The organism is Lipingzhangella halophila (assembly GCF_014203805.1).
Classification (GTDB): Bacteria; Actinomycetota; Actinomycetes; order Streptosporangiales; family Streptosporangiaceae; genus Lipingzhangella; species Lipingzhangella halophila.
Window position 1 is genome coordinate 2,906,511 of the sequence record NZ_JACHJT010000001.1, and the last position, 19,028, is coordinate 2,925,538.

Consider the following 19,028-nt stretch of genomic DNA (forward strand, 5'->3'; position numbering starts at 1 on the left):
CACCTGCGCGCCCGCCCGCCCCGAACGGGCCCACCCCACCGGGCACCGCGAGCCACCCAGCCCGGCCGAACCACCGAACGAACAGCAGGGCTGCGCGGCACGCGTGCGCATGGCAGACTCCGGACACCACCCGGCCCGACCCCACCCGCGCACACCACTGGCGCACGTCCCAGGACAGCAGATGAAAGGCACCGCCGACACCGTGCTCGACCGCCCACCCGCCGCACACAGCCCAACCCCACGGCCGTTGACGCCCTCCCCGGGGAAAGGTGCGTTCTGCGTTGTCCTCCGTTGACAATGGGGGCTCCGCCGCCAACGGCGGCGAGCCGCCCCGCAACACCCGCCACCCCACGGGCATCCGCGTCACCGTGGCCCTCCTCGCCGCCATGTGCGTACTGTTAGGCCCCGTCGGCTACGCCAAAGGTGTGGCCGCCGAGACCAACTCCGCGGCCGAATGGTTCACCCTGGGCTTCGGCGCGTCCGTAGGACTACCCCTGCTGGGGGCGGCGATCGCCACCGTCGCCGGTGACCGCCGCGCAGCCATGTACTCGCTGGTGCTCCTGGCCTGGCCGGTCGTATTCGTCACAGCGCTCCACCTGCACACCGGGACGTGACCCGAACCGCCACCCTTCGGCAACCACGCCCGCACCCGCCCTGCCGCAGGCGCACGGAGGAACACGTGCCACCCAAGAAGAAAACCACCCGCGCACCCAAGCGCCGCCCCGCCACCAGCACCGCCCCCACCGCTACACCCGCGCCGCGCGAAACCGCCGTGCTCGGGGACCCCCGCCGCTGGCCCCTGGTGCTGTGGGCGGTGCTGGTGCTGGTCTGGCTCTGCGGCTCCGCTCTCACCTTCGTGCTCGCCATGGCCGAAGCCACCTACATCACCAGCGGCGCCGAGGTCACCACCCAGTCCCGCCGCGACGTCGTCGGCTACCTCATCGGCCTACTGGTGTTCGCCCTGGGCAGCCCGCTCGCAGGGGCCATCACCGCGGCGGTCCTGCGCCGCTGGATCGCCGCCACCGTGTTCGCCCTCGCCCTGCTCGCCTCGGCCGGGCTCCTGTTCTGGATCGCCCCGCCCGGGCAGATACTCGCCGCCATCAGCGGCGCCTACTAGGTCGGTGGTGTGGGCGGAGACCCTGGAGGCACCGCAACGGGGTGCCTCCCATCACAGGCGATTCAGCACCCCCCATCAACGGCCCGGGGGCAAACGCGGCCACTGCCGCGCTCCGAGACGCACCGCTCCACAACCATCCAAGGGAGTCTCGAGTGACCCTCATCTATGCCATGTTCGCCGGACCGCTCGCCCTGGTCCTGATCATCTCCGCCTACGGCAAGATCACCCGCATTGCGGCGATCGTGCAAAACCTCGACCGCACCGGGGTCCCCCACTCCTGGTATCCGTGGCTCGCCACCGCGGAGGCGGCGGGAGCCATCGGACTACTCGCGGGGATCTGGGTCCGGCCGCTCGGGGTCGCGGCCGCGATCGGAGTGGTGTTGTACTTCGTGGGTGCGATCGTGACCCACATCGTGCAACGCGACACAGCAGGACTCAAGAACCCGGCCTCGTTGCTGGTCGCCGCCCTCGCTACGACGGCGTTCGGCGTGCTGAGCCTGTGACGGCGTTGCGCCCCGGGACGCCGGGCCATCAGATCCCAAAGCCACGCGACGGCTCGGCCCCGCACCGCACCGACCCTGGCTGCGCGGACACACCCGGCGCCGAGAACGACGCCACGACCCCCCGCGACACGCCCCGCCGCCTGCGCTGGTCCACCGCCGCGCCCTTGACACAAAAACCCTACGTATCAGGTGTGATGTCCCGAGAGGTTCGGCTCGCAAGGCTCGCCGGGTCGGGCGCCGCCCCCGCGCGGCACCCAGCAATGGGCCACAATGGGCCACCGTGAGCCAGAACAGCCCCGCACCCACCGAACCCGCGCACACCGAAGGCGCCCACCTACCCGCCGAGGTGCGCTCCCGCCTGCAGCAGGGCTCGCACAGCATCCTGGTCGACACCCGGGCGCTCGACGCGGTACGCCAACGGTTCGACGACGAGCAGGCCGCCGCACTGGGCCGCTACCTCTCCGCCGCCCAGTCACCGAACACGCTGCGCGCCTACCGCACCGACTGGGTCGCCTTCACCGCCTGGTGCCAGAGCGAAAACCGCCGCTCGCTGCCCGCCGAACCCATCGACGTCGCCGTCTACCTGGCCGCCGCGGCCGACACCGTCACCGACGCCACCCCCGCCCGCTGGGCCCTCTCGCCCGCCACCCTGGAACGCAAGGCCGCCGCGATCGCCGCCGTGCACGCCGCCCACGGCCTGGCCGCACCCACCCGCGACGACGTCGTGCGCATGACCCTGCGCGGCATCCGGCGCCGCCGCCGCGCACCCCCCACCCGCAAGCGCCCACTGCTGCTGGACTCCTTGGAAGCGCTCCTGGAACAACGCCCCGCCCCGGCCCACCCCTCAGGGGTCGCCCGGCGCCGCGACACCCTGCTGCTGCTAGCCGGCTTCGCCGGAGCGCTGCGCCGCAGCGAACTCGCCGCCCTCACCTTCGACGACATCGCCGTGCACACCGACCCCACAACCGGCGCACCCCTGCTGACCGCGCAGTTGCGGACAACAAAAACCGACCAGGAGGGGCGCCACCTCGCCCAAGTCGCCCTGCCGCGCGGGCGCCGCGCCCACACCTGCCCAGTGTGCGCGTTCGCCGACTGGGCCGACCTCGCCGAAGCCAACCGCGACGGCGGCACCCCCGCCACCCGGGCCCTGCTGGAGGAGGCCACCGAACCGGCCCCCCACACACACCGGTGCCACACCTACACCGGAACCTCGCTGTCCGACGGAACCGCCCACCCACTGTTTCCCGCCGTGACCCGGCACGGCCACATGGGGGAGCGGCCCATCACCGGGCGCGCCGTCGCCAACCTCATCAAGCGCTACGCCCAACGCGCCGGGCTGGACCCCGCCGCCTTCAGCGGGCACTCCCTGCGGTCCGGGTTCGCCACCCAGGCCGCGCTCGGCGGCGCCGGCGACCGCGAGATCATGCGCCAGGGCCGCTGGCGGAACCCGCGCACCGTCCACGGCTACATCCGCACCGCCAACCCGCTTGACGACAACGCCGTCACCAGCCTGGGCCTGTGATTCGGCGGCGCCGGCAATATGCGAAAATGCCCAGGTGATCGATGAGTTTCGCGCCGCGTTCCAGGAGCTGATCGACGCCTCTGTCGCGACCGACACCCGACGGTTCCCACCCGCCGTCCACAAGGTCTACACCCTGGCCTCCCACGTCCCCTCGGACGAGCGGAAACTCGCGCTGGAGGCGCTCGTGCCCCTCCTGGGCGGCACCCACGCCGCCCCCGGCGTCACCGCCGACCTCACCGTCGTCGCCGGCGCCATGGTCGAAATGGGCACCCCGCCCGGCGACGCCGGCCTGGCGGTCCTGCGCCGGCTACGCACCATGGGACAGGGCGCGGCCGTGTTCCTGCGGGCCTGGCAGCAAACCGACAGCGGCGCCCCACCCGACCCCGAAGAGGTCACCTCCGCCACCGAGCAGCAGATCGCCGCCGAACTCGGCGACACCGCCCCCCAAGCCACCGTGTGCTGGTGGACCATCCGCCGCCACGGACTGGCCGCCAAGACCATGCTCAGCGAGAGCAGTGTGCGCGCGGCGATCCGCACCGACCCCGAACTGCACGGCGAACTCGTCACGATCTCCGAGCAGCTCGGAACCGCCCTGTGGGAGTTCGAGGACGTCGGAGTGCTGCTGCAGATCTCCCAGGCGGTCAGCGCGCTCGTGCTCGACCGCGCCTCCGGGCGCGGTTTCCGGGTGCGCTTCGACGGCATCAGCGACAACTTCCAGTTCCACACCCTGCTCGCCGACGCCCTCGTCGGCGAGCAGGGCCAAGGCCTTGAGGGGCACCGCCCCGACGAGCGCTGGACCGCGGCCTTCCGCGACTCCGCCACCGACCCCGAGGCCCCGACCGTGCACGGCTGGTGGAACCTCACCGCAGCCGACGGCTCCCGGGTGGGCAACGAAGGCACTCCCGCCGACATCCCCACGGTCGAGGGGGAGCGGGCTGTGGTGCTCGACAAACCGGACCTCCACCGCACCTGGACCGCGGGACGGCACTACGCGCAGGTGCACGGTTCGCTGGAGGTCAGCGAAGAACTCACCCCGCAGCAGGCCACCCAGTGGTGGCAGCGCGTGGCCGGGGACACTCCCGCCACCAGCAGCACCCCCGAGGAGCCGGCCCTCGGCGGCGACCCTCCCGACCAGGCGCCCGAGGAGCCCCCGCAGCGCGCCTCGGCACCCACGGAGGCCATCCCCACCGTCACCGAGGCACCCCCCGAACCCGGCGAGGGGGAACACTCCGACACCCCGCACGAGGACGAGGACGCCCCCGCCCCGGGGGCCCACCGCATGCCGCCGCTGCCGCCCGGAGTGTCCGACAACTCCGGCTGGGGCCCAACCTGGCTGTAGGGGCCCGCGGCAGCGGGACTCAGGCCGTCCTGCGGCGCCGGCCGCCGCGCCGCGACTCCTCCGGGGGCTCCTCCTCGTCCCCGTAGAGCCCGTCGAAGTACTCGGCCGGGGTGACGGCGCTCTCCTCGTAGGGCTCGGCACGCACCCACCGCGACGCCACAAACAACGGTATGACCAGCGCGAACGCGAGCGGGAGGTACAGGCCCAAGCCGGCCAGCTCCAGGGCGCCGCCCAGTCCCGGTACGCCGGGCAGCCGCTCGAGCAGCTCCGGACGCAGCACGTTGACGGCGGTGAACCCGGCCAGGGACAGCCCAGTGATACCCGGCAGGAGGGGAGTCAGCCGGGGCGGGACCATAACCAGGGCCATCAGCAGCGCGAGCCCGAACAGGCCAGCGAGTCCGATGAGACCGGCCGTGGTCAGAAACGCGGCCTCACCCCCACCGAGCCCGGACATACGAGTGAACGCCCATCCGCCGCCCAGCAGCACCACGGGGGCAAGGATGAGTCCTGCTAAGAATCCGACGACATGTCGCACGGAAGCGCTCCTCTCAGTTGGGCATGCACCATAGCGATAAAACCACCCAGATAGACATCCGGGACACTTCGGGTGGACGCACGTACCGTACTGATCCCAACCACATTCGCACCACTGATCACACGAACCTCACGCCGCCGACCACGAACGGTAACCACAGTGTGGAGGTGCGTCCCACCCCCGCTGCGAGACACCGCATGACCACGCACCACGGACCACCGCCGGCCGCCCACACCGGCCGGGCGGACACGACTCATCCCTCACCCCGCCAGGCAGGCAGCGCGGCACTCCCACCTGTCGGCACGAGTCACCGCGACTGAGGCCTCACCCGCCCCACTCCACCGGATGGCCGTGCTCCAGATAGACCGTGCCTCCACACCGGGCCGCCTCCACAGCACAGGCGACCCGGCGGGCCGGGCCCGGGCGCAGGTAGCGCCCCGCCTCGGCGGGGTCGGCCAGGACCGCGTCGCTGAGCTCCTCGGCTGGCAGCCGCACCGCCTCGAAGTCACCGGGGCGCAGGCGACCCGCGAACACGAACACCGTCGCCGGCCGGGCATCCGGACTCAGACTGGGCGGCATCCAGTCCACACCCACCAGACCCGACAGCGGCGGGACGAACCCCAGCTCCTCGACACACTCGCGCCGGCACGCCCCCAACGGGGACTCACCCGCGTCGATCACCCCGCCAGGCAGGCTCCACCCCGCCTTGTAGGTGGGTTTCACCAGCAACAGCCGACCCTGCCCGTCGCGCAGCAGCGCGCTGGCCGCACCCCGGCTGCGCGGCAGACTCTCGAAGAACTCCAGCTCGGTGTCGGCCATGGCAACGACCCTACGCAGCGGTGCAGCACCGCCGCACCGCCCAACTCACACCGACGGCGTGCCCCGCACCGCGGGCGACACCTCGATCTCGTCAAGAGCGCACCAGGCCCACCCCTCGCCGGGCTCGGCCGAGACGACAATCGGATGCCCCGCCTCGGCGCTGTGCGCACTGGCATGGCGTTGGGGGGAGGAGTCGCAACAGCCCACGTACCCACACTGCGTACACACCCGCAGGTGCACCCAGTCGCGCAGCCCCCGCTTCAGACACCCCGTGCAGCCCGGACTCCACGGCAGCACCGGACGGATCTCACCGACATGCGGGCAACCGGTCTCGGCGGCGGGCTCGAACGCCACGACAACGGTCGGGTCGGGCTTACCGGCGCTGGCGTGCGCGACGTCCAGCAAATCCAGAACGGTGTGAGCCAACGGTTCGCTCACAGCCCGGGAGGTGTCGACCACCCGCCGCACATCGGCGTGATGCAGCCCGGCAACGTCGGGCGCGTCGCGGGGCCGCGCCACGATCGGAACCCCCGGCGCCACATTGTGCAGCGACTCAGCGATATGCGTGGTCTCCTCACCGCTGTTCTCGCAGACCACGATGAGCCGCACCGATGCCATACCCACCTCGTGCAGCACACTCGCCCGAACCGCGTCCCCGCGCACCACGGTGTGCCCCTGCTCCTCGGCCTCGGCGGCCAGCTCCGGGCTCAGCGTGGTCACGGTCACCGGGATGTTGTTGGCACGCAGATAGCCACCCAGGTTCCGGGCCACCGGCCCCCAACCCACAATGAGCACCCGGTCGCGCCCATCACCGGACGGCACCGGCGCCCCACCCCCGGTCGAGGGCGCCCGGCCACGCACCGCCGCACGCTCACCCACCCACCGGGCCAGCCGCTCTCCCGCGGCGGCAAAGGCCGGGGTGGTGGTCATCAGGATGACCGTGACAGCAACCAGCAACTGCCCGCCCTGTCCACCCATACCGGCCGGGTTCAGCCCCACCTGCGCACCGGTCTGCTGCAGCACGAACGAGAACTCCCCGATCTGCACCAGAAGCAGGCTGGAGACCACCGCTGTGGGCAAACCAACCCGCAGCAGAGCCATCGCCGCGAGGCTGGTCACCAGCTTGATCACCACCACTGCCACGGCGAACGCCGCCACCAGCCACCACAGCCCAAGCAGCACGCCCACGTCGAGCAGCATCCCGATGGAGACGAAGAACACCGCGCTGAAGAGCATCTGCAACGGCATGATCTCGCTGAGCGCGTGCGCGCTGTGCCGCGACTCACTGAGCACCATCCCGGCCAGGAAGGCACCAAGAGCGTCGCTGACCCCGGCCATCGAGGTCAGGTAGGCCACCCCCAGAGCGAGGGCGATCACGGTCAGCAGGAACACCTCGGGGGAGCACAGCCTGGCCACCCGTTCCAGCAAGGGCGGCATCAGCTTGCGGGCGACAACCAGAACAGCGGTCAGCACCAGCGCCGCCGTCCCCAACGCGCGCACGATCCCGGCGGGCCCCCCGCCACCGGCGCCCTCGCCGGTGGCCAGCAGCGGGATCAGCAGCACCATCACGACGATCGCCAGGTCCTGAAAGATCAGCGTCCCCACAGTGACCTGGCCGGCCGGCTGGGTGGTGATGCCCTTGGCGGCGACCACCTTGAGCACGATCGCGGTGGAGGACAACGCGACCAGGAACCCGGTGAACACCCCCACCCGCCAGTCCTGCCCGAAGGCCACGACCAACCCCGCGACCACGGCGATGGTCAGCCCCACCTGGGCGGCACCACCCACCAGCACGAAACGCTTGATCTGGGCGAGCCGCTCCAGCGAGAACTCGATGCCGATGGTGAACAGCAGCAGCATGACGCCGATCTCGGCCGCGGTCTGCACATAGGCCTCCTCGGAGACCAGACCGAGCTGGTGCGGCCCGATCACCACACCGGCCAGCAGGAACCCGACGATGGGCACCACACGCAGCCGAACAAACACGGCACCGATCAACCCGGCCACGCACACCAGCGCGACCACGGGCCCGAGGAACTCGGGTGCCTCACCCGCTGCCAGAACCATCGTCAACCCCACTCGCCTCGGCTGGCCCCGGACCGCCCCCACGCACCACGAGCCACTGCGGTTCGCGGGGTCGCAGCCAGCCTAGCGACGCCGCCAATCCGCCCCCAGGGGCAGGCCCGCGCCCGCCCACCGCAGCGCACCCCGTACCGGACGACGCACCACCGTCACAGGCGTGCTCCCCACACCCCCGAAAACTACAATAAGTTAGCGAATAATTCCTTAGAGTAATTGGAGTATGGCCGTGCGCCACCCCGCCACCACCGCCGCCTGCGCCGCGATCCTCATCCTCGCGCCCCCGGCCAACGCCGCCCTGGAACCCGTGGTCCCGCTCGACCACGAACCGCACCCCGACCACCACATCCTCACCCCACTCAAGGACATACTGGCCGGCGAGAACCCCCTCGAAGGACTCCTCAGCGGCACCGCAAGCGACCTACCGATCCCCGTCAACCGCGCCTGAAACCCCACGCCACCCACCCGGACCCCGCTCACGACGCCGAATCGGCCTCCCGCACCGCCCCCGGCTCCAACCGCGGCGGCGCACCCGGACCCCCCGCCGCACGCACCGACACCACGTCGGCCGCATCCCCAATAATCTTCGTGAAGTTCTCCGGCTGATCCAGGCTCACCATGTGCCCCGCCCGCGGAACATTCAGCAACCGCCCATCGACACACGCATCCAAAAACCGCTTCTCATGAATCCGGAAATGATCCCGCGCCCCATTGATCAGCCACACCGGCCCCGGATACGCCCGCAACGCCCCCAACACATCCAGCTCGGAGACCTCGTCGATCACCGCACGAGCCGCCTCCATCGCCAGACCACCGTCCAGCACCGCCTCAGCACCCTCATCAGGCAACGTCAACTTGTGAAACCGCTGGTTCACCGCCTGCCCCTTATCCGGCAACCGGTCCAGCAACACCGTCGGAAGCCGGTACATGTGCATCAACGCCTGCACCGGCCGCGCCGTACAACTGGCCGCCACCAGCCCCGCCACACGCCCCGGCATCGCCGCCGCCGTCGCGATCGACACGAACCCGCCCAGGCTCAACCCCACAACCAGAGCACGCTCACCGAGCTCGTCGACCGCCCCCGCCACCGCGTCCACCGCCGACCCCAGCGAGAACTCCTCACCCCGACGCTCGCCATGACCCGGCAGGTCCAACGCAACCACGCGCCGCCCCTGCTCCTGAAGCATCTCCACCTGAGGGCGCCACATACTGCCCGAGACCCGCAACCCATGGACCAACACGACCGGAACGCTCATATCAGCACTCACTCCGAGACCACGCCTGTCAACCCGCGAAACGCCGGGACCCGCACAACCAATTGTCCAACACCCACGCCGACCGCCACCTCACACCGGCACGTACTCCACCGTCACCGGAGCATGATCCGACCACCGACGATCGTGCGACTCCGCCCGCTCCACCCGGGCCGCCTTCGCCAACCCGGCCAACCCCGGCGTCGCCACCTGATAGTCGATCCGCCATCCCGCATCATTGTCGAACGCCCGCCCCCGATACGACCACCACGAATACGGCCCCTCACCCTCCGGGAACAGCGCACGCACCACATCGACGTACCCCGCCTCATCAAACACCCGCGACAACCACGACCGCTCCTCAGGCAGAAACCCCGACGTCCTACGGTTGTTCCGCCAGTTCCGCAGATCCACCTCACGATGCGCGATGTTGAAGTCACCGCACACCACCAACTCACGGCCGTCCGCCTCCACCTCAGCGCGCCGCCGCACCAGATACGGCAGGAACGCCTCCATGAAACGCTCCTTCTCCTCCTGGCGCGCCGTACCAACCTCACCCGAGGGCAGGTAAAGGCTCGCCACCGTCACCCCGCCCACGTCGGCCTCCACATAGCGCCCCGCGTCCGCGAACTCCGCGGCACCGAACCCCACACGCACCGCCGCGGGCTCCACCCGCGAATACACCGCCACCCCGGCACGCCCCTTGGTCGCCGCCGGCGCCAACACCACATGCCACCCCGGCGGCGCGATCACCTCCGCGGCAAGCTGCGAACGCTCCGCCCGGGTCTCCTGCAGGCACACAACGTCGGCATCCGTAGCCCCCAGCCACTCCAGGAACCCCTTACGCGCCGCCGCACGCAACCCGTTCACATTCACTGTCGAAATCGTCGTCTCACACACCACGCGCGCAAGCGTAGCCAACCCCCCGCACCACCGCCCCAGCGCACAGCCCCCAACACAACAACGGGGCCGGCGCCCACAAGCGCCGGCCCCGCATCCGAGTCGAACTCACAACACGCTGCCTAGGGATGCAGAACAACCTTCGTGAAACCATCCTCATGCCGGTCGAACTTCTGATACGCCATAGGCGCCTCGTCCAACGACACCTCATTGCTCACCACGAACGACGGCGTGGCACGCCCCGCCGCGATCATGTCGCGCAACTGCCGGTTATACCGCTTCACATTAGCCTGTCCCGTGCCCATACGCAGGCCCTTCTCGAACATCTTGCCGATGTCGAACAGCAACCGGCCCTGCTGGGCATTGGCGTCGGGACCACCCGGATCCGCCGGCAGATACAACCCCGGTACCCCCAGCGCACCAGTGGGCCGCACCGTCTGGATCAACGCGTTCAGCACCGCCGCCGGCTCCTCGCGGTCCGGCTCCTCGAAACCGTGCGCCTGGTAGCCCACGGCGTCGACCCCCGCGTCGGTCCCACCGCCATTGAGGTCCACGATCTGCTGGGCCGGATCACCCTGAGTGAAGTCGATCGGAGTCGCCCCGATCTGCTCCGCCAGCCGCAACCGGTCAGGCACCTGATCCACCGCGAACACCCGCGAGGCCCCACGCAAAAACGCCGAATACGCCGCCATCAGCCCCACCGGACCGCAGCCATACACCGCGACCGTCTGACCCGGCGAGACCCCCGCCAGCTCACAACCGTGATACCCCGTCGGGAAGATGTCCGCCAGCATCGCGTAATCGGACTCGTTCTCCGTGCCCTCCGGCAGCACCAGGCAGTTGAAGTCAGCAAACGGCACCCGCAGATGCTGCGCCTGCCCACCCGTGTACGGCCCCATGGCCACATAGCCATACGCCCCACCAGCAAAGCCCGGATTCACCGTCAGGCAGAACGCCGTGTTCCCGAACTGGCAGTTCTGGCAAAAACCACACGCCACATTGAACGGCATCACCACACGCTGACCCACACGCAACGTGGCGACCGCCGAACCCACCTCCTCGATGATGCCGAGATTCTCATGACCGAACACAATGCCCGGCTCCGCGGCCGTGCGCCCCTCATACATATGCAGGTCGGAACCGCAGATACACGTTGACGTCACCCGCACGAGTACATCATTGGGATGCTCGAGGCGCGGATCGGAAACCTCCTCAACCGCCACCTCGTAGGGCCCCTGATACACCACAGCCTTCATGAGATCCCCCCTGATCGCTATCGGGTAGCCGGCACCACCAGCCCTACCCGAAAGAGTGACTCACCTCACGTCAAAAACCCCGCGCCCCGGACGACTCACCCTAGCCATCCTCATCACCGGCCAACCGCCGCAACACGCCATACGTCCGGTTCGACCGCGCCGCCTCACGCTGCGCACCAGCCGTCACATCGATATAGGACTGCGACGACGTAATCGAGGAGTGCCCCAACAACCGCATGATCTCGCTCACCGACGCCCCGTCCTCAGCCAACCGCGTCGCGAACGTGTGCCGCAACGCATGCACCAACGTCCCCCGCGCCACCCGGTCATGCACCCCCGCGTGCTTATAACACTGCCGCACCAGGTACTGCAGCCCACCACGACGCAACCCCGCGCCCCGGTTGTCCACCAGCAGCGGATCCGAGCCGCGCAACGGCACCCCGAACCGCGACCGCCGCGACTCCAGGTAGGCATCCAACAAAGCCTCCAACGGAGGCTCGATCGGCAACGACCGCGTCTCACCGCCCTTACCCGCCACCCGCACCCGCCGCTCACCCGCACGCCCGCTGACCGCGTCCAACCGCAACGACAACATCTCCGCCGAGCGCAACCCCGTCAGCAACGCCAGCGCCAACACCGCCATGTCCCGCTCCGGCCACGGGTCGCGCGCCCGCCGGCACCCCGCCGCCAACGCCTCCAACAACCGCTCCGGCGTGTCCTCACCCAACAACGGCTTGGGCTGCTGGGGCCGCACCCGCGGACGCCGCACCGCCGGCATCGGGTTGCCCTCGACAACCCCCTCAGACACCCAGAACCCGAAGAAACCGTTCCACGTCGACCACGCCCGCACCACACTCGACGGCGCCCGGTCCGCGGCGAAGTCCGCGAACCCCCGCCGCAACACCTGCCCGTCCAGATCCGCCAACCGCAGCGCGCCCCGATCACACCCATCGAGGCCGGCAACCCGGTCCAGCACCCCCAGCAGGTCCCGCCGGTAGGCGGCCACCGTGTGCGGCGACGGCTTCTCCGCCCGCCGCGCCACCAGATACTCCTCGACAGCGTCCACCGCCCACAGCGAGGACGCCCCAACCCCGGCAACGCTCTCGGTACTACTCATGCCCCACAGCTTCCCCGATTCCAGGGGCATCCAGCGCGCATCCCGCCCCCCGGTTCGAACATCGCCACCACCGATGTTCGACACCCCAGCGCGGCCCGCCGCGCCCGGGGCAGGGGAGCGGTCACCACGTCAGGGGATCCGCTTGGCCCCCCACATCGACACCACGTGCAGCGGCCCTTCCAGCGGCCCCCGCCGCACCAGCAGCGTCCACACCGTGGCGAAGACGATCGAGCCCAGCAGCACCGACATCGCCAGGTTGTCGGTGACCGGCTGCAGCGGCGTACCCACCAGCCAGCCCCGCTCCTCCACCCAGATCAGCAGAATGTGGCCCACGTAGGTCGTCAACGCCAGGGCACCCACCGCGGCCAACGGGTACAGCACCCACCGCAGGTACTGCGACACCAGCAGGAACACCCCCAGCACCGCGATAGCCACCCCGCCCGCGCCGTACACCTCGAACGGGGACCCGCTGTGCGGCGCCGCCGTCAGCAACCACGCCCAGTCGTTCAGCGGCACCGTCCCGGGAAAGCCCTCGCTGATGGCGTCGCCGGCACTGCCGGCCCCGCCGTAGCCGGCCATGTAGTCCGCGTCGAACGACGACTCCAGCCGCTCCCGGCCCCCGAAGACGTTCAGCGCCAGCCACGACGCCGTGTACGCCACAGCGGCCAGAGCACTGCCCAGACCGAGAAGCGCCCACCGCACCCGCACCGAGCGCAGCTCCAGCCGGCCGATGGCCAACCCCGCCAGCACGAACGGCATCCAGGTGATCGCGGGGTAGGCACCCGTCAGCAGGAAGTTCACCACGCCGTCGTCGGCCCAGATCACCAGCGGGTCATAGGAGTTGATGGCGGTGACCGGCCCCTCCAGCGGCCCGTCCTCGATCAGCCCGCGCACGTAGAACGACACCAGCGGACCGACCACGCCCAGGACGGCGGCCGTTCCGGCCACAACCTTCCACCGCTCGTCCATGAGCGGCACGGCCAGCACGAAGAACACCGCGTAGTAAGCGAGGATCACCGACACTGGCGTGCCGGTCATGGTCAGCAACGTACCCACCGGCAGCATGAGCAGGCCGCGGATGACCACCCGCCACAGCGCGACCCCCATGTCGCTGCCGGTCTTGGGGGAGGAGCCCCCCGACAGCAGTGCGATGGAAACCCCGGCCAGCAGCGCGAACAGGGCCGCCGAACGCCCCGAGACCACGGGCAGCAGGGCGTTGCTGCCATCGGCCAGGGTCCAGCCGACCCCGACGTGCACGACGAACATGCCCAGCACGGCGATCCCGCGGGCGACGTCGATGCCCATCAGGCGGTCGGCGTGCCGCCCGGCTACCCGCCGGCCGCCGGGGGAGCCGGACGCAGTGGCCCGGCGGCCACCCGCGGCGCCAGCGGCCTCGGCGCTACGCTCGCCGTTCACGGCGCCGGACGCCGTGGCGGCCCCCATGGCCCCGCCCGCGTTGTCCGGGGCAGGCTCTTTGGATGCCTTGCTGTTGGGGGAGGGGCCCGTACTGTTCGACACCCTTCGATAATCCCCTTACTCCCGCGCGAACGCAGGCCTTTTCTCGATATATGACCGCTTGTGGCCCGATTGCTGCGTGGGGGCAACGGATCGGCCGGTTCGGACGTCCCACTAAAGATCCCCGCGAACCAGACAAACCGCCGTTATGCCACAAACACGGCGAATGATGCATAATGCAATTTATGCATGAAACATGGGCGACACCCGGCGGCGCCTGATCGGGGGAACATTCCACCCATCGCGCCAGGTGGGCACGTTTCCTTCGCAACGCTATTGCCGGGAGGCACTCCAAAGCCAGTCACACCCGATCCCGGCGCGTATACGGACAGACAGCAACCAACCGGCAGCCAACCGATAAAACCCGGCGAACCACACGGGCGGCGCGTTCGCGCCCACGCCTGCGGAGCCCGCGCGCCGCGGCGCGGCGCCGCGCGGGCCGAGGCCCGCCAGGCGCAACCCGGTCCGGCGCCGCGGCATTGACGCGGACACGGACAACAAACACGCCAGACACACCCCGCCGCCCCTCTTCCCGGCACCCCGAAAAATGCCGATAATGTACCTTATGTAAAGTAAACCGTTGGTGCCTCTCCCCGGAGGGCCAGCGCGTACACCGCGCGGCGTCCTAGAGTGACCCCATGCTGTGGTCACGCGATGTGGATCTGGTGGTGCCGCTCTGGCAGGGCGGCGACAACGTTCGAGTCGCCCAGGGAGCCGCGGCGCTGGCCCGGCTGGTGCCGTCCTCGGGCGGCAGCCGGCTGCACGTCTCGGTCAGCGACGGCTCGCAAACCACCGTGGACGGCGTGCGCAACCTCGAAGTGCTCGCCGGCATCCTGCGCCAGCTCCGCGAACGCGTGGCGCACAAGGCCCCCGCACGCACACTCACCCTGGGCGGCGACTGCCTCAGCGACCTCGCTGCGGTCGAGCACCTGGCCTCCCGCCACAACGACCTGGTCGTGTACTGGGTCGACGCGCACGGCGACCTGAACACCCCGGCGTCCTCCCCCAGCGGCAGGGCGCACGGCATGGCGCTGCGGCTCCTGCTCGGCGAGGGGCACCCGCGGCTCCGCGGCGGCGGGCCGGGGCTGCCGGCATCCCGCGTGACGCTGGTGGGGACGCGCGACCTCGACCCCGGCGAGCAGACCTACATCCGCTCGGCCGGTGTGGCGCGCGTCGACCCCGCGGAGCTCACCGGGGCGGCCCCGCACCCGCCGAACACGCCCGCCTACGTGCACCTCGACATGGACGTGTGCGACCCCGCCGAACTGCCTGCGGTGTCGTGCCCCGCACCGGGGGGTCCCAGCGTGGCCACGGTGGCCCGGGCGTTGGGGACCATCGCCGAGCACCACGACGTGGTGGGTGTGGGGGTGTGCGAGTACGTCCCGGTCATCGAGCACGACACCGGCGCCGTGGCCGCGCTGCTGGGCGCGCTCGGGCTCACCGCGAACGGCGGGTAGCGAGACGGTTCGGCCGTACGGGCGCGCCGCGCGCGGGGCCTGTTGGGCGCGCCGCGGCCTGTGGGACATATCCTGAACGGGATGGACATCGCGATCGTATGCCAGTGCTGCCAGGGCAGCGGCCTGCGGGTGAACGTCGTCGGCTACTCCGGGCGCGACGTCACCGGTGAAATGGTGGTTCCGCGGCCCTGCGACGACTGCGACGGGTCGGGCCGTATCCCCTCCCTGGGCTGGTCCTCCTCCCCCTGACACCGAGGACATCTCCGTGCGGGGCTCCTAGGGCTACTCCGGCTCCGGTGGTGGCGCGCGGGCGCCGCCGCGCCGGCGTGGGCCTTCTGGCGGCTGGCTGAACGCCGGCGTCTGCGGCCGAGCTGCCGCGGGGCTTCGGTGCGCAGGATGGTGGCCGCCGGGGGTATCCGCGGTTCACGGGACAGCGCAGTGCCGGTGGGCAGTACCGCCACCCGGGCGCGGCGCTCCTCCCCCGGCTGGAGCCGGTGCACGACCGCGGTGGCCCCGTGTCGGAGGTGGCCGGGTGTGGCCGCGCCCCGCTGATCGGGGCCGCGTGTGGGGCCTTCGGGGTCCTTCGGGGTCCTTCTGCCCACGTGGTGAACGGCATAGTCTTGGGGCCGAACACCACCGCAATCCAGGCGAAAAAGGGGAAAGCCCGACGATGTCAGACCCGGCGCGGCAGGTGCGCGACTGGCTCACCACCTATGACGCTCCCACCAGTGCGGTGGGGTCCCTGCTGTGCGATCGCCACCCCGCCGACGCCATCGCCGTGACCGAGATCAGCCCCGATCTGCATTCGCGCGATCTCACCTTCGGTGAGCTGGCGCAGCGCTCGGCGGCGCTGGCCGCCGGGATGGCCGACCTCGGTGTGGGCGCCGGCGACCACGTGGCCACCCTCATGGGCAAGGGCATCGATCTCACCGTCACCGCGCTCGCGATCTGGCGGCTGGGCGCGGTCCATGTTCCCCTGTTCACCGCGTTCGCGCCTTCAGCGATCGCGTTCCGGCTGACGCACTCGGGCACCCGCCTGGTGGTGTGCGACGCCGACCAGCGAACCAAGCTCGACCCGGGGGACGACATCCCGGCCGAGCCTTCCTGGGAGATCGCCACGACAGCGCCAAAGCCGCAACGCCCGGGCGACCACACTCTTGAGTCCCTGGCCCGGTCAGCATCCGCCGCGCGCTCCCCCGCGCCCGTGGCCACCGGCGGCGACGCCCCGTTCATCCTGGTCTACACCTCGGGCGCGGCCGGGCCGGCCCGGGGGGTGCCCGTGCCGGTGCGGGCACTGGCCGCGTTCCACACCTACCACCACTACGGTCTGGACGTCTGTGCCGAGGACGTCTTCTGGAACACCGCCGATCCGGCCTGGACCTACGGCCTGTACTACGGGTTGGTTTCGCCGTTGCTGGCCGGGCACCGTTCGCTGCAGTTGCGCGCCGGTTTCGACCCCGAGCTCACCCTGGACGTGCTGGCGACGTTCGGTGTCACCAACTTCGCTGCCGCGCCGACCGTGTACCGCACCCTGCGTGCCACGGTGAAGACGATGCCGCCCGGGGTCGACATCCGGCGGTTGTCCAGCGCGGGCGAGCAGGTCAGCCCGGATGTGGTGGAGTGGGCCAGGGACGCTTTCGGGGTGGGGGTTCTGGACCACTACGGCCAACCCGAGCTGGGTATCTGCGCGGGTGACCAGCCGGGCGGGGCCGGGGGTGCCGGCCGGCCGCTGCCCGGGTGGTCGGTGACGGTGCTGGAACCGGCCGGCGACGAGGAGGCGCCGCCGGGCACTGTGGGGCGGGTCGCTGTCGACATCAAGGACAGTCCCCTGATGTGGTTCGGCGGGTACCGCGACAGCGCCGACGCCACGGCAATGCGGTTCAGCCCCGATGGCCGCTGGTACCTCACCGGCGACACCGCGTTCCGCGACCGCGACGGCCACCTGGTGTTCTCCGCCCGCGATGAGGAGGCGATCCTGTCGTCGGGTTTCCGTATCGGTCCCTACGACGTCGAGGCGGCGCTGCTGCACCACCCCGCGGTGGCCGAGACCGCGGTCTACGGGGTACCCGACGAGCTGCGGGGCCAGGCCGTCGCCGCGAGCGTGGTGCTGCGCGAGGGTGTGGCGCCCGGCGACGACCTCGCCGAGGAGCTCCGCGAGACGGTGCGCAGCCGGTTCGGTGCGCACGCCTACCCGCGGCAGGTCACGTTCGTGGCGCAGCTCCCCCGCAGCCCGTCGGGAAAGATCCGGCGTTCGCGGTTGCGCGACGTGTGAGGCGGGCCCGCGGGCTCAGCCGGCCGGGGCGGCGTCGGCGACCAGCTCGTCGATGCGTGCCGCCATCTCCATGTCGCGATGGGTAACACCGCCGGTGGCGTGCGTGGTCTGGTGGAAAGTGATCTTGTTGAACCGGATGTCGACGTCGGGGTGGTGGTCGGCCTCTTCGGCGACGTGGGCGACCGCGGTGACCAGGTGGATCCCGCTCATGAAGTCCGGCATGTGCACGGTGCGCCGGATCTCGTTGCGGTCGCGGTCCCATTCCCAACCGTCGAGGCGCTTCAGCCCGTCGGCGATCTGGTCGGCGTCGAGTTGCGCCATCGGTGACTCCTTGGCTCGTGTGGTCGTGGTTCGCTCGCGGCTGGGGCCCGCGCGGGTGTGGCCGCCCGCTTCCACCGTTGGCCTGGTGGGCGGCTCGCCCGGCCGGCGGCGACGGCGGGCCCCGTCCGCGACGGTAGCGGCCGCGGCGCGGCCACGCGGGGATCCCGCGCCGGGGTGGCCTCAGGGCATCTGCTCGGGATCGGCGGGCACGTCGGTTGGCTGGTCCCCGCCGTCCAGCGGCACCGAGGGGACGTCGCTGCTGGGGGATCCCCCGGGTGGGGGCTGGGTGGTCTCCTCCTGTTCGCTTTCCGGTTCGGTGGACTCCTCGGGGGAGGACCCCGGCTGCGGTGAGGGCATAGGCAAGGGCGAGAAAGGCGAGGGCGAGGGCTGCTCGGACGAGGGCGACGGTGAGGGCTTCTCGGACTCGGCCATGGCCTGTTTGGACACTTGCGACAGCCACATGTACAGCACCGCCAGCAGCCCGACGATCAGCAGCAGCAACGCGAGTAGGCCGATGATGGCCGCGCGGTTGGCGCCGGGCTGGGCCGCCGCGGCGCTTCGTCCCCCGCTGACCTGCCCGAACCACCGCCCCGTGGCGGGGGCGTTGCCTCCGGCCCAGTAGGGCACGTAGCCCGGGGAGCGCTCCGAGCCGCTGGTGGGCTCCACCCCCACCGGTTCGAGGTAGGCGCCGGCACCGGGGCCGGCCTCGCTGTGCGGCACCGCCACCCAGGACGCCGCCGGGTTGGAGGTGTTGGACTTCAGCACCGCGGGTGGGTTGTCGACTCCGTTGCCCCGGCTGACGGCGGCCACGAACCGGTCCCGAGCGGCGGGGTCAGCGGAGGCGCCCTCGCTGAGCATCGCCACGCTCACCGGTTCGCCGGCCGGGCCGTGCGCCAGGTAGACGATGCCTTCGGGGCGCGCGGTCAAGCGTTCACTCAACCGGTACGGGCCGAGCTGACGCGGATCATTGTCCTGCAACGGCTCAGACACCTGCTCGCCAGCCCTCCTCAACGGAGTCGATGG

Annotated in this window: 19 protein-coding genes; 9 read left to right on the plus strand and 10 right to left on the minus strand. The window is 70.8% G+C overall.

Annotated features, from left to right (window positions below):
* Positions 1-281: 281 nt before the first annotated feature.
* From F4561_RS13510 to F4561_RS13530, 5 genes are all read left to right on the plus strand, one after another.
* Positions 282-614 (plus strand): hypothetical protein, encoded by a 333-nt coding sequence (locus F4561_RS13510; protein WP_184578952.1) that lies wholly within the window; start codon positions 282-284, stop codon positions 612-614.
* A gap of 65 nt (positions 615-679) precedes the next feature.
* Positions 680-1,117: a hypothetical protein gene (locus F4561_RS13515; protein WP_184578955.1), complete on the plus strand. Its 438-nt coding sequence runs from the start codon at positions 680-682 to the stop codon at positions 1,115-1,117.
* Positions 1,118-1,269: 152 nt separating this feature from the next.
* Positions 1,270-1,620, plus strand: coding sequence for a DoxX family protein (locus F4561_RS13520; protein WP_312885242.1), 351 nt, complete (start codon positions 1,270-1,272; stop codon positions 1,618-1,620).
* 280 nt (positions 1,621-1,900) lie between these two features.
* The gene (locus tag F4561_RS13525; protein WP_184578957.1) at positions 1,901-3,142 is read left to right on the plus strand and encodes a site-specific integrase; all 1,242 of its coding nucleotides are present in this window, start codon (positions 1,901-1,903) and stop codon (positions 3,140-3,142) included.
* 34 nt (positions 3,143-3,176) lie between these two features.
* Entirely contained in the window at positions 3,177-4,481 is a 1,305-nt protein-coding gene (locus F4561_RS13530; RefSeq protein WP_184578960.1) for a hypothetical protein, read from the plus strand.
* 19 nt (positions 4,482-4,500) lie between these two features.
* Here the strand turns inward: F4561_RS13530 and F4561_RS13535 are convergent, their stop codons facing one another.
* The 3 genes from F4561_RS13535 to F4561_RS13545 all read right to left on the minus strand — a co-directional run bounded on the left by F4561_RS13535 (position 4,501) and on the right by F4561_RS13545 (position 7,902).
* Positions 4,501-5,016: a hypothetical protein gene (locus tag F4561_RS13535; RefSeq protein WP_184578962.1), complete on the minus strand. Its 516-nt coding sequence runs from the start codon at positions 5,014-5,016 to the stop codon at positions 4,501-4,503.
* A 324-nt stretch (positions 5,017-5,340) separates the two neighbouring features.
* Positions 5,341-5,835 carry an NUDIX domain-containing protein gene (locus tag F4561_RS13540; protein ID WP_184578964.1) on the minus strand — a complete coding sequence of 165 codons (495 nt, stop codon included), beginning with the start codon at positions 5,833-5,835 and terminating at the stop codon, positions 5,341-5,343.
* Positions 5,836-5,880: 45 nt separating this feature from the next.
* Positions 5,881-7,902 (minus strand): cation:proton antiporter, encoded by a 2,022-nt coding sequence (locus F4561_RS13545; protein WP_184583576.1) that lies wholly within the window; start codon positions 7,900-7,902, stop codon positions 5,881-5,883.
* Between the two features lie 235 nt (positions 7,903-8,137).
* Between F4561_RS13545 and F4561_RS13550 the strand changes: the two genes are divergently transcribed.
* The gene (locus F4561_RS13550) at positions 8,138-8,362 is read left to right on the plus strand and encodes a hypothetical protein (RefSeq protein ID WP_184578966.1); all 225 of its coding nucleotides are present in this window, start codon (positions 8,138-8,140) and stop codon (positions 8,360-8,362) included.
* A 28-nt stretch (positions 8,363-8,390) separates the two neighbouring features.
* Here the strand turns inward: F4561_RS13550 and F4561_RS13555 are convergent, their stop codons facing one another.
* The 5 genes from F4561_RS13555 to F4561_RS13575 all read right to left on the minus strand — a co-directional run bounded on the left by F4561_RS13555 (position 8,391) and on the right by F4561_RS13575 (position 13,958).
* Positions 8,391-9,170: an alpha/beta fold hydrolase gene (locus tag F4561_RS13555; RefSeq protein WP_184578968.1), complete on the minus strand. Its 780-nt coding sequence runs from the start codon at positions 9,168-9,170 to the stop codon at positions 8,391-8,393.
* A gap of 90 nt (positions 9,171-9,260) precedes the next feature.
* Positions 9,261-10,052 carry an exodeoxyribonuclease III gene (locus F4561_RS13560; protein WP_184583578.1) on the minus strand — a complete coding sequence of 264 codons (792 nt, stop codon included), beginning with the start codon at positions 10,050-10,052 and terminating at the stop codon, positions 9,261-9,263.
* A 137-nt stretch (positions 10,053-10,189) separates the two neighbouring features.
* Positions 10,190-11,323 carry a glutathione-independent formaldehyde dehydrogenase gene (locus F4561_RS13565; protein ID WP_184578970.1) on the minus strand — a complete coding sequence of 378 codons (1,134 nt, stop codon included), beginning with the start codon at positions 11,321-11,323 and terminating at the stop codon, positions 10,190-10,192.
* Between the two features lie 100 nt (positions 11,324-11,423).
* Positions 11,424-12,440, minus strand: a complete 1,017-nt coding sequence (locus tag F4561_RS13570; protein WP_184578972.1) for a tyrosine-type recombinase/integrase — start codon at positions 12,438-12,440, stop codon at positions 11,424-11,426.
* Between the two features lie 129 nt (positions 12,441-12,569).
* The gene (locus F4561_RS13575) at positions 12,570-13,958 is read right to left on the minus strand and encodes a heparan-alpha-glucosaminide N-acetyltransferase domain-containing protein (RefSeq protein ID WP_312885243.1); all 1,389 of its coding nucleotides are present in this window, start codon (positions 13,956-13,958) and stop codon (positions 12,570-12,572) included.
* Positions 13,959-14,593: 635 nt separating this feature from the next.
* Between F4561_RS13575 and F4561_RS13580 the strand changes: the two genes are divergently transcribed.
* From F4561_RS13580 to F4561_RS13590, 3 genes are all read left to right on the plus strand, one after another.
* Entirely contained in the window at positions 14,594-15,412 is an 819-nt protein-coding gene (locus tag F4561_RS13580) for an arginase family protein (protein ID WP_184578976.1), read from the plus strand.
* Between the two features lie 81 nt (positions 15,413-15,493).
* Complete coding sequence (locus F4561_RS13585; protein WP_184578979.1) at positions 15,494-15,661, plus strand: hypothetical protein; 168 nt, start codon at positions 15,494-15,496, stop codon at positions 15,659-15,661.
* 421 nt (positions 15,662-16,082) lie between these two features.
* Positions 16,083-17,684, plus strand: coding sequence for an AMP-binding protein (locus F4561_RS13590; protein WP_184578983.1), 1,602 nt, complete (start codon positions 16,083-16,085; stop codon positions 17,682-17,684).
* 15 nt (positions 17,685-17,699) lie between these two features.
* On the opposite strand, the gene F4561_RS13595 is transcribed toward F4561_RS13590, so the two are convergent.
* Entirely contained in the window at positions 17,700-18,005 is a 306-nt protein-coding gene (locus tag F4561_RS13595; RefSeq protein ID WP_184578986.1) for a 4a-hydroxytetrahydrobiopterin dehydratase, read from the minus strand.
* A 180-nt stretch (positions 18,006-18,185) separates the two neighbouring features.
* Positions 18,186-18,995, minus strand: coding sequence for a hypothetical protein (locus F4561_RS13600; RefSeq protein WP_184578988.1), 810 nt, complete (start codon positions 18,993-18,995; stop codon positions 18,186-18,188).
* Positions 18,996-19,028 lie beyond the last annotated feature (33 nt).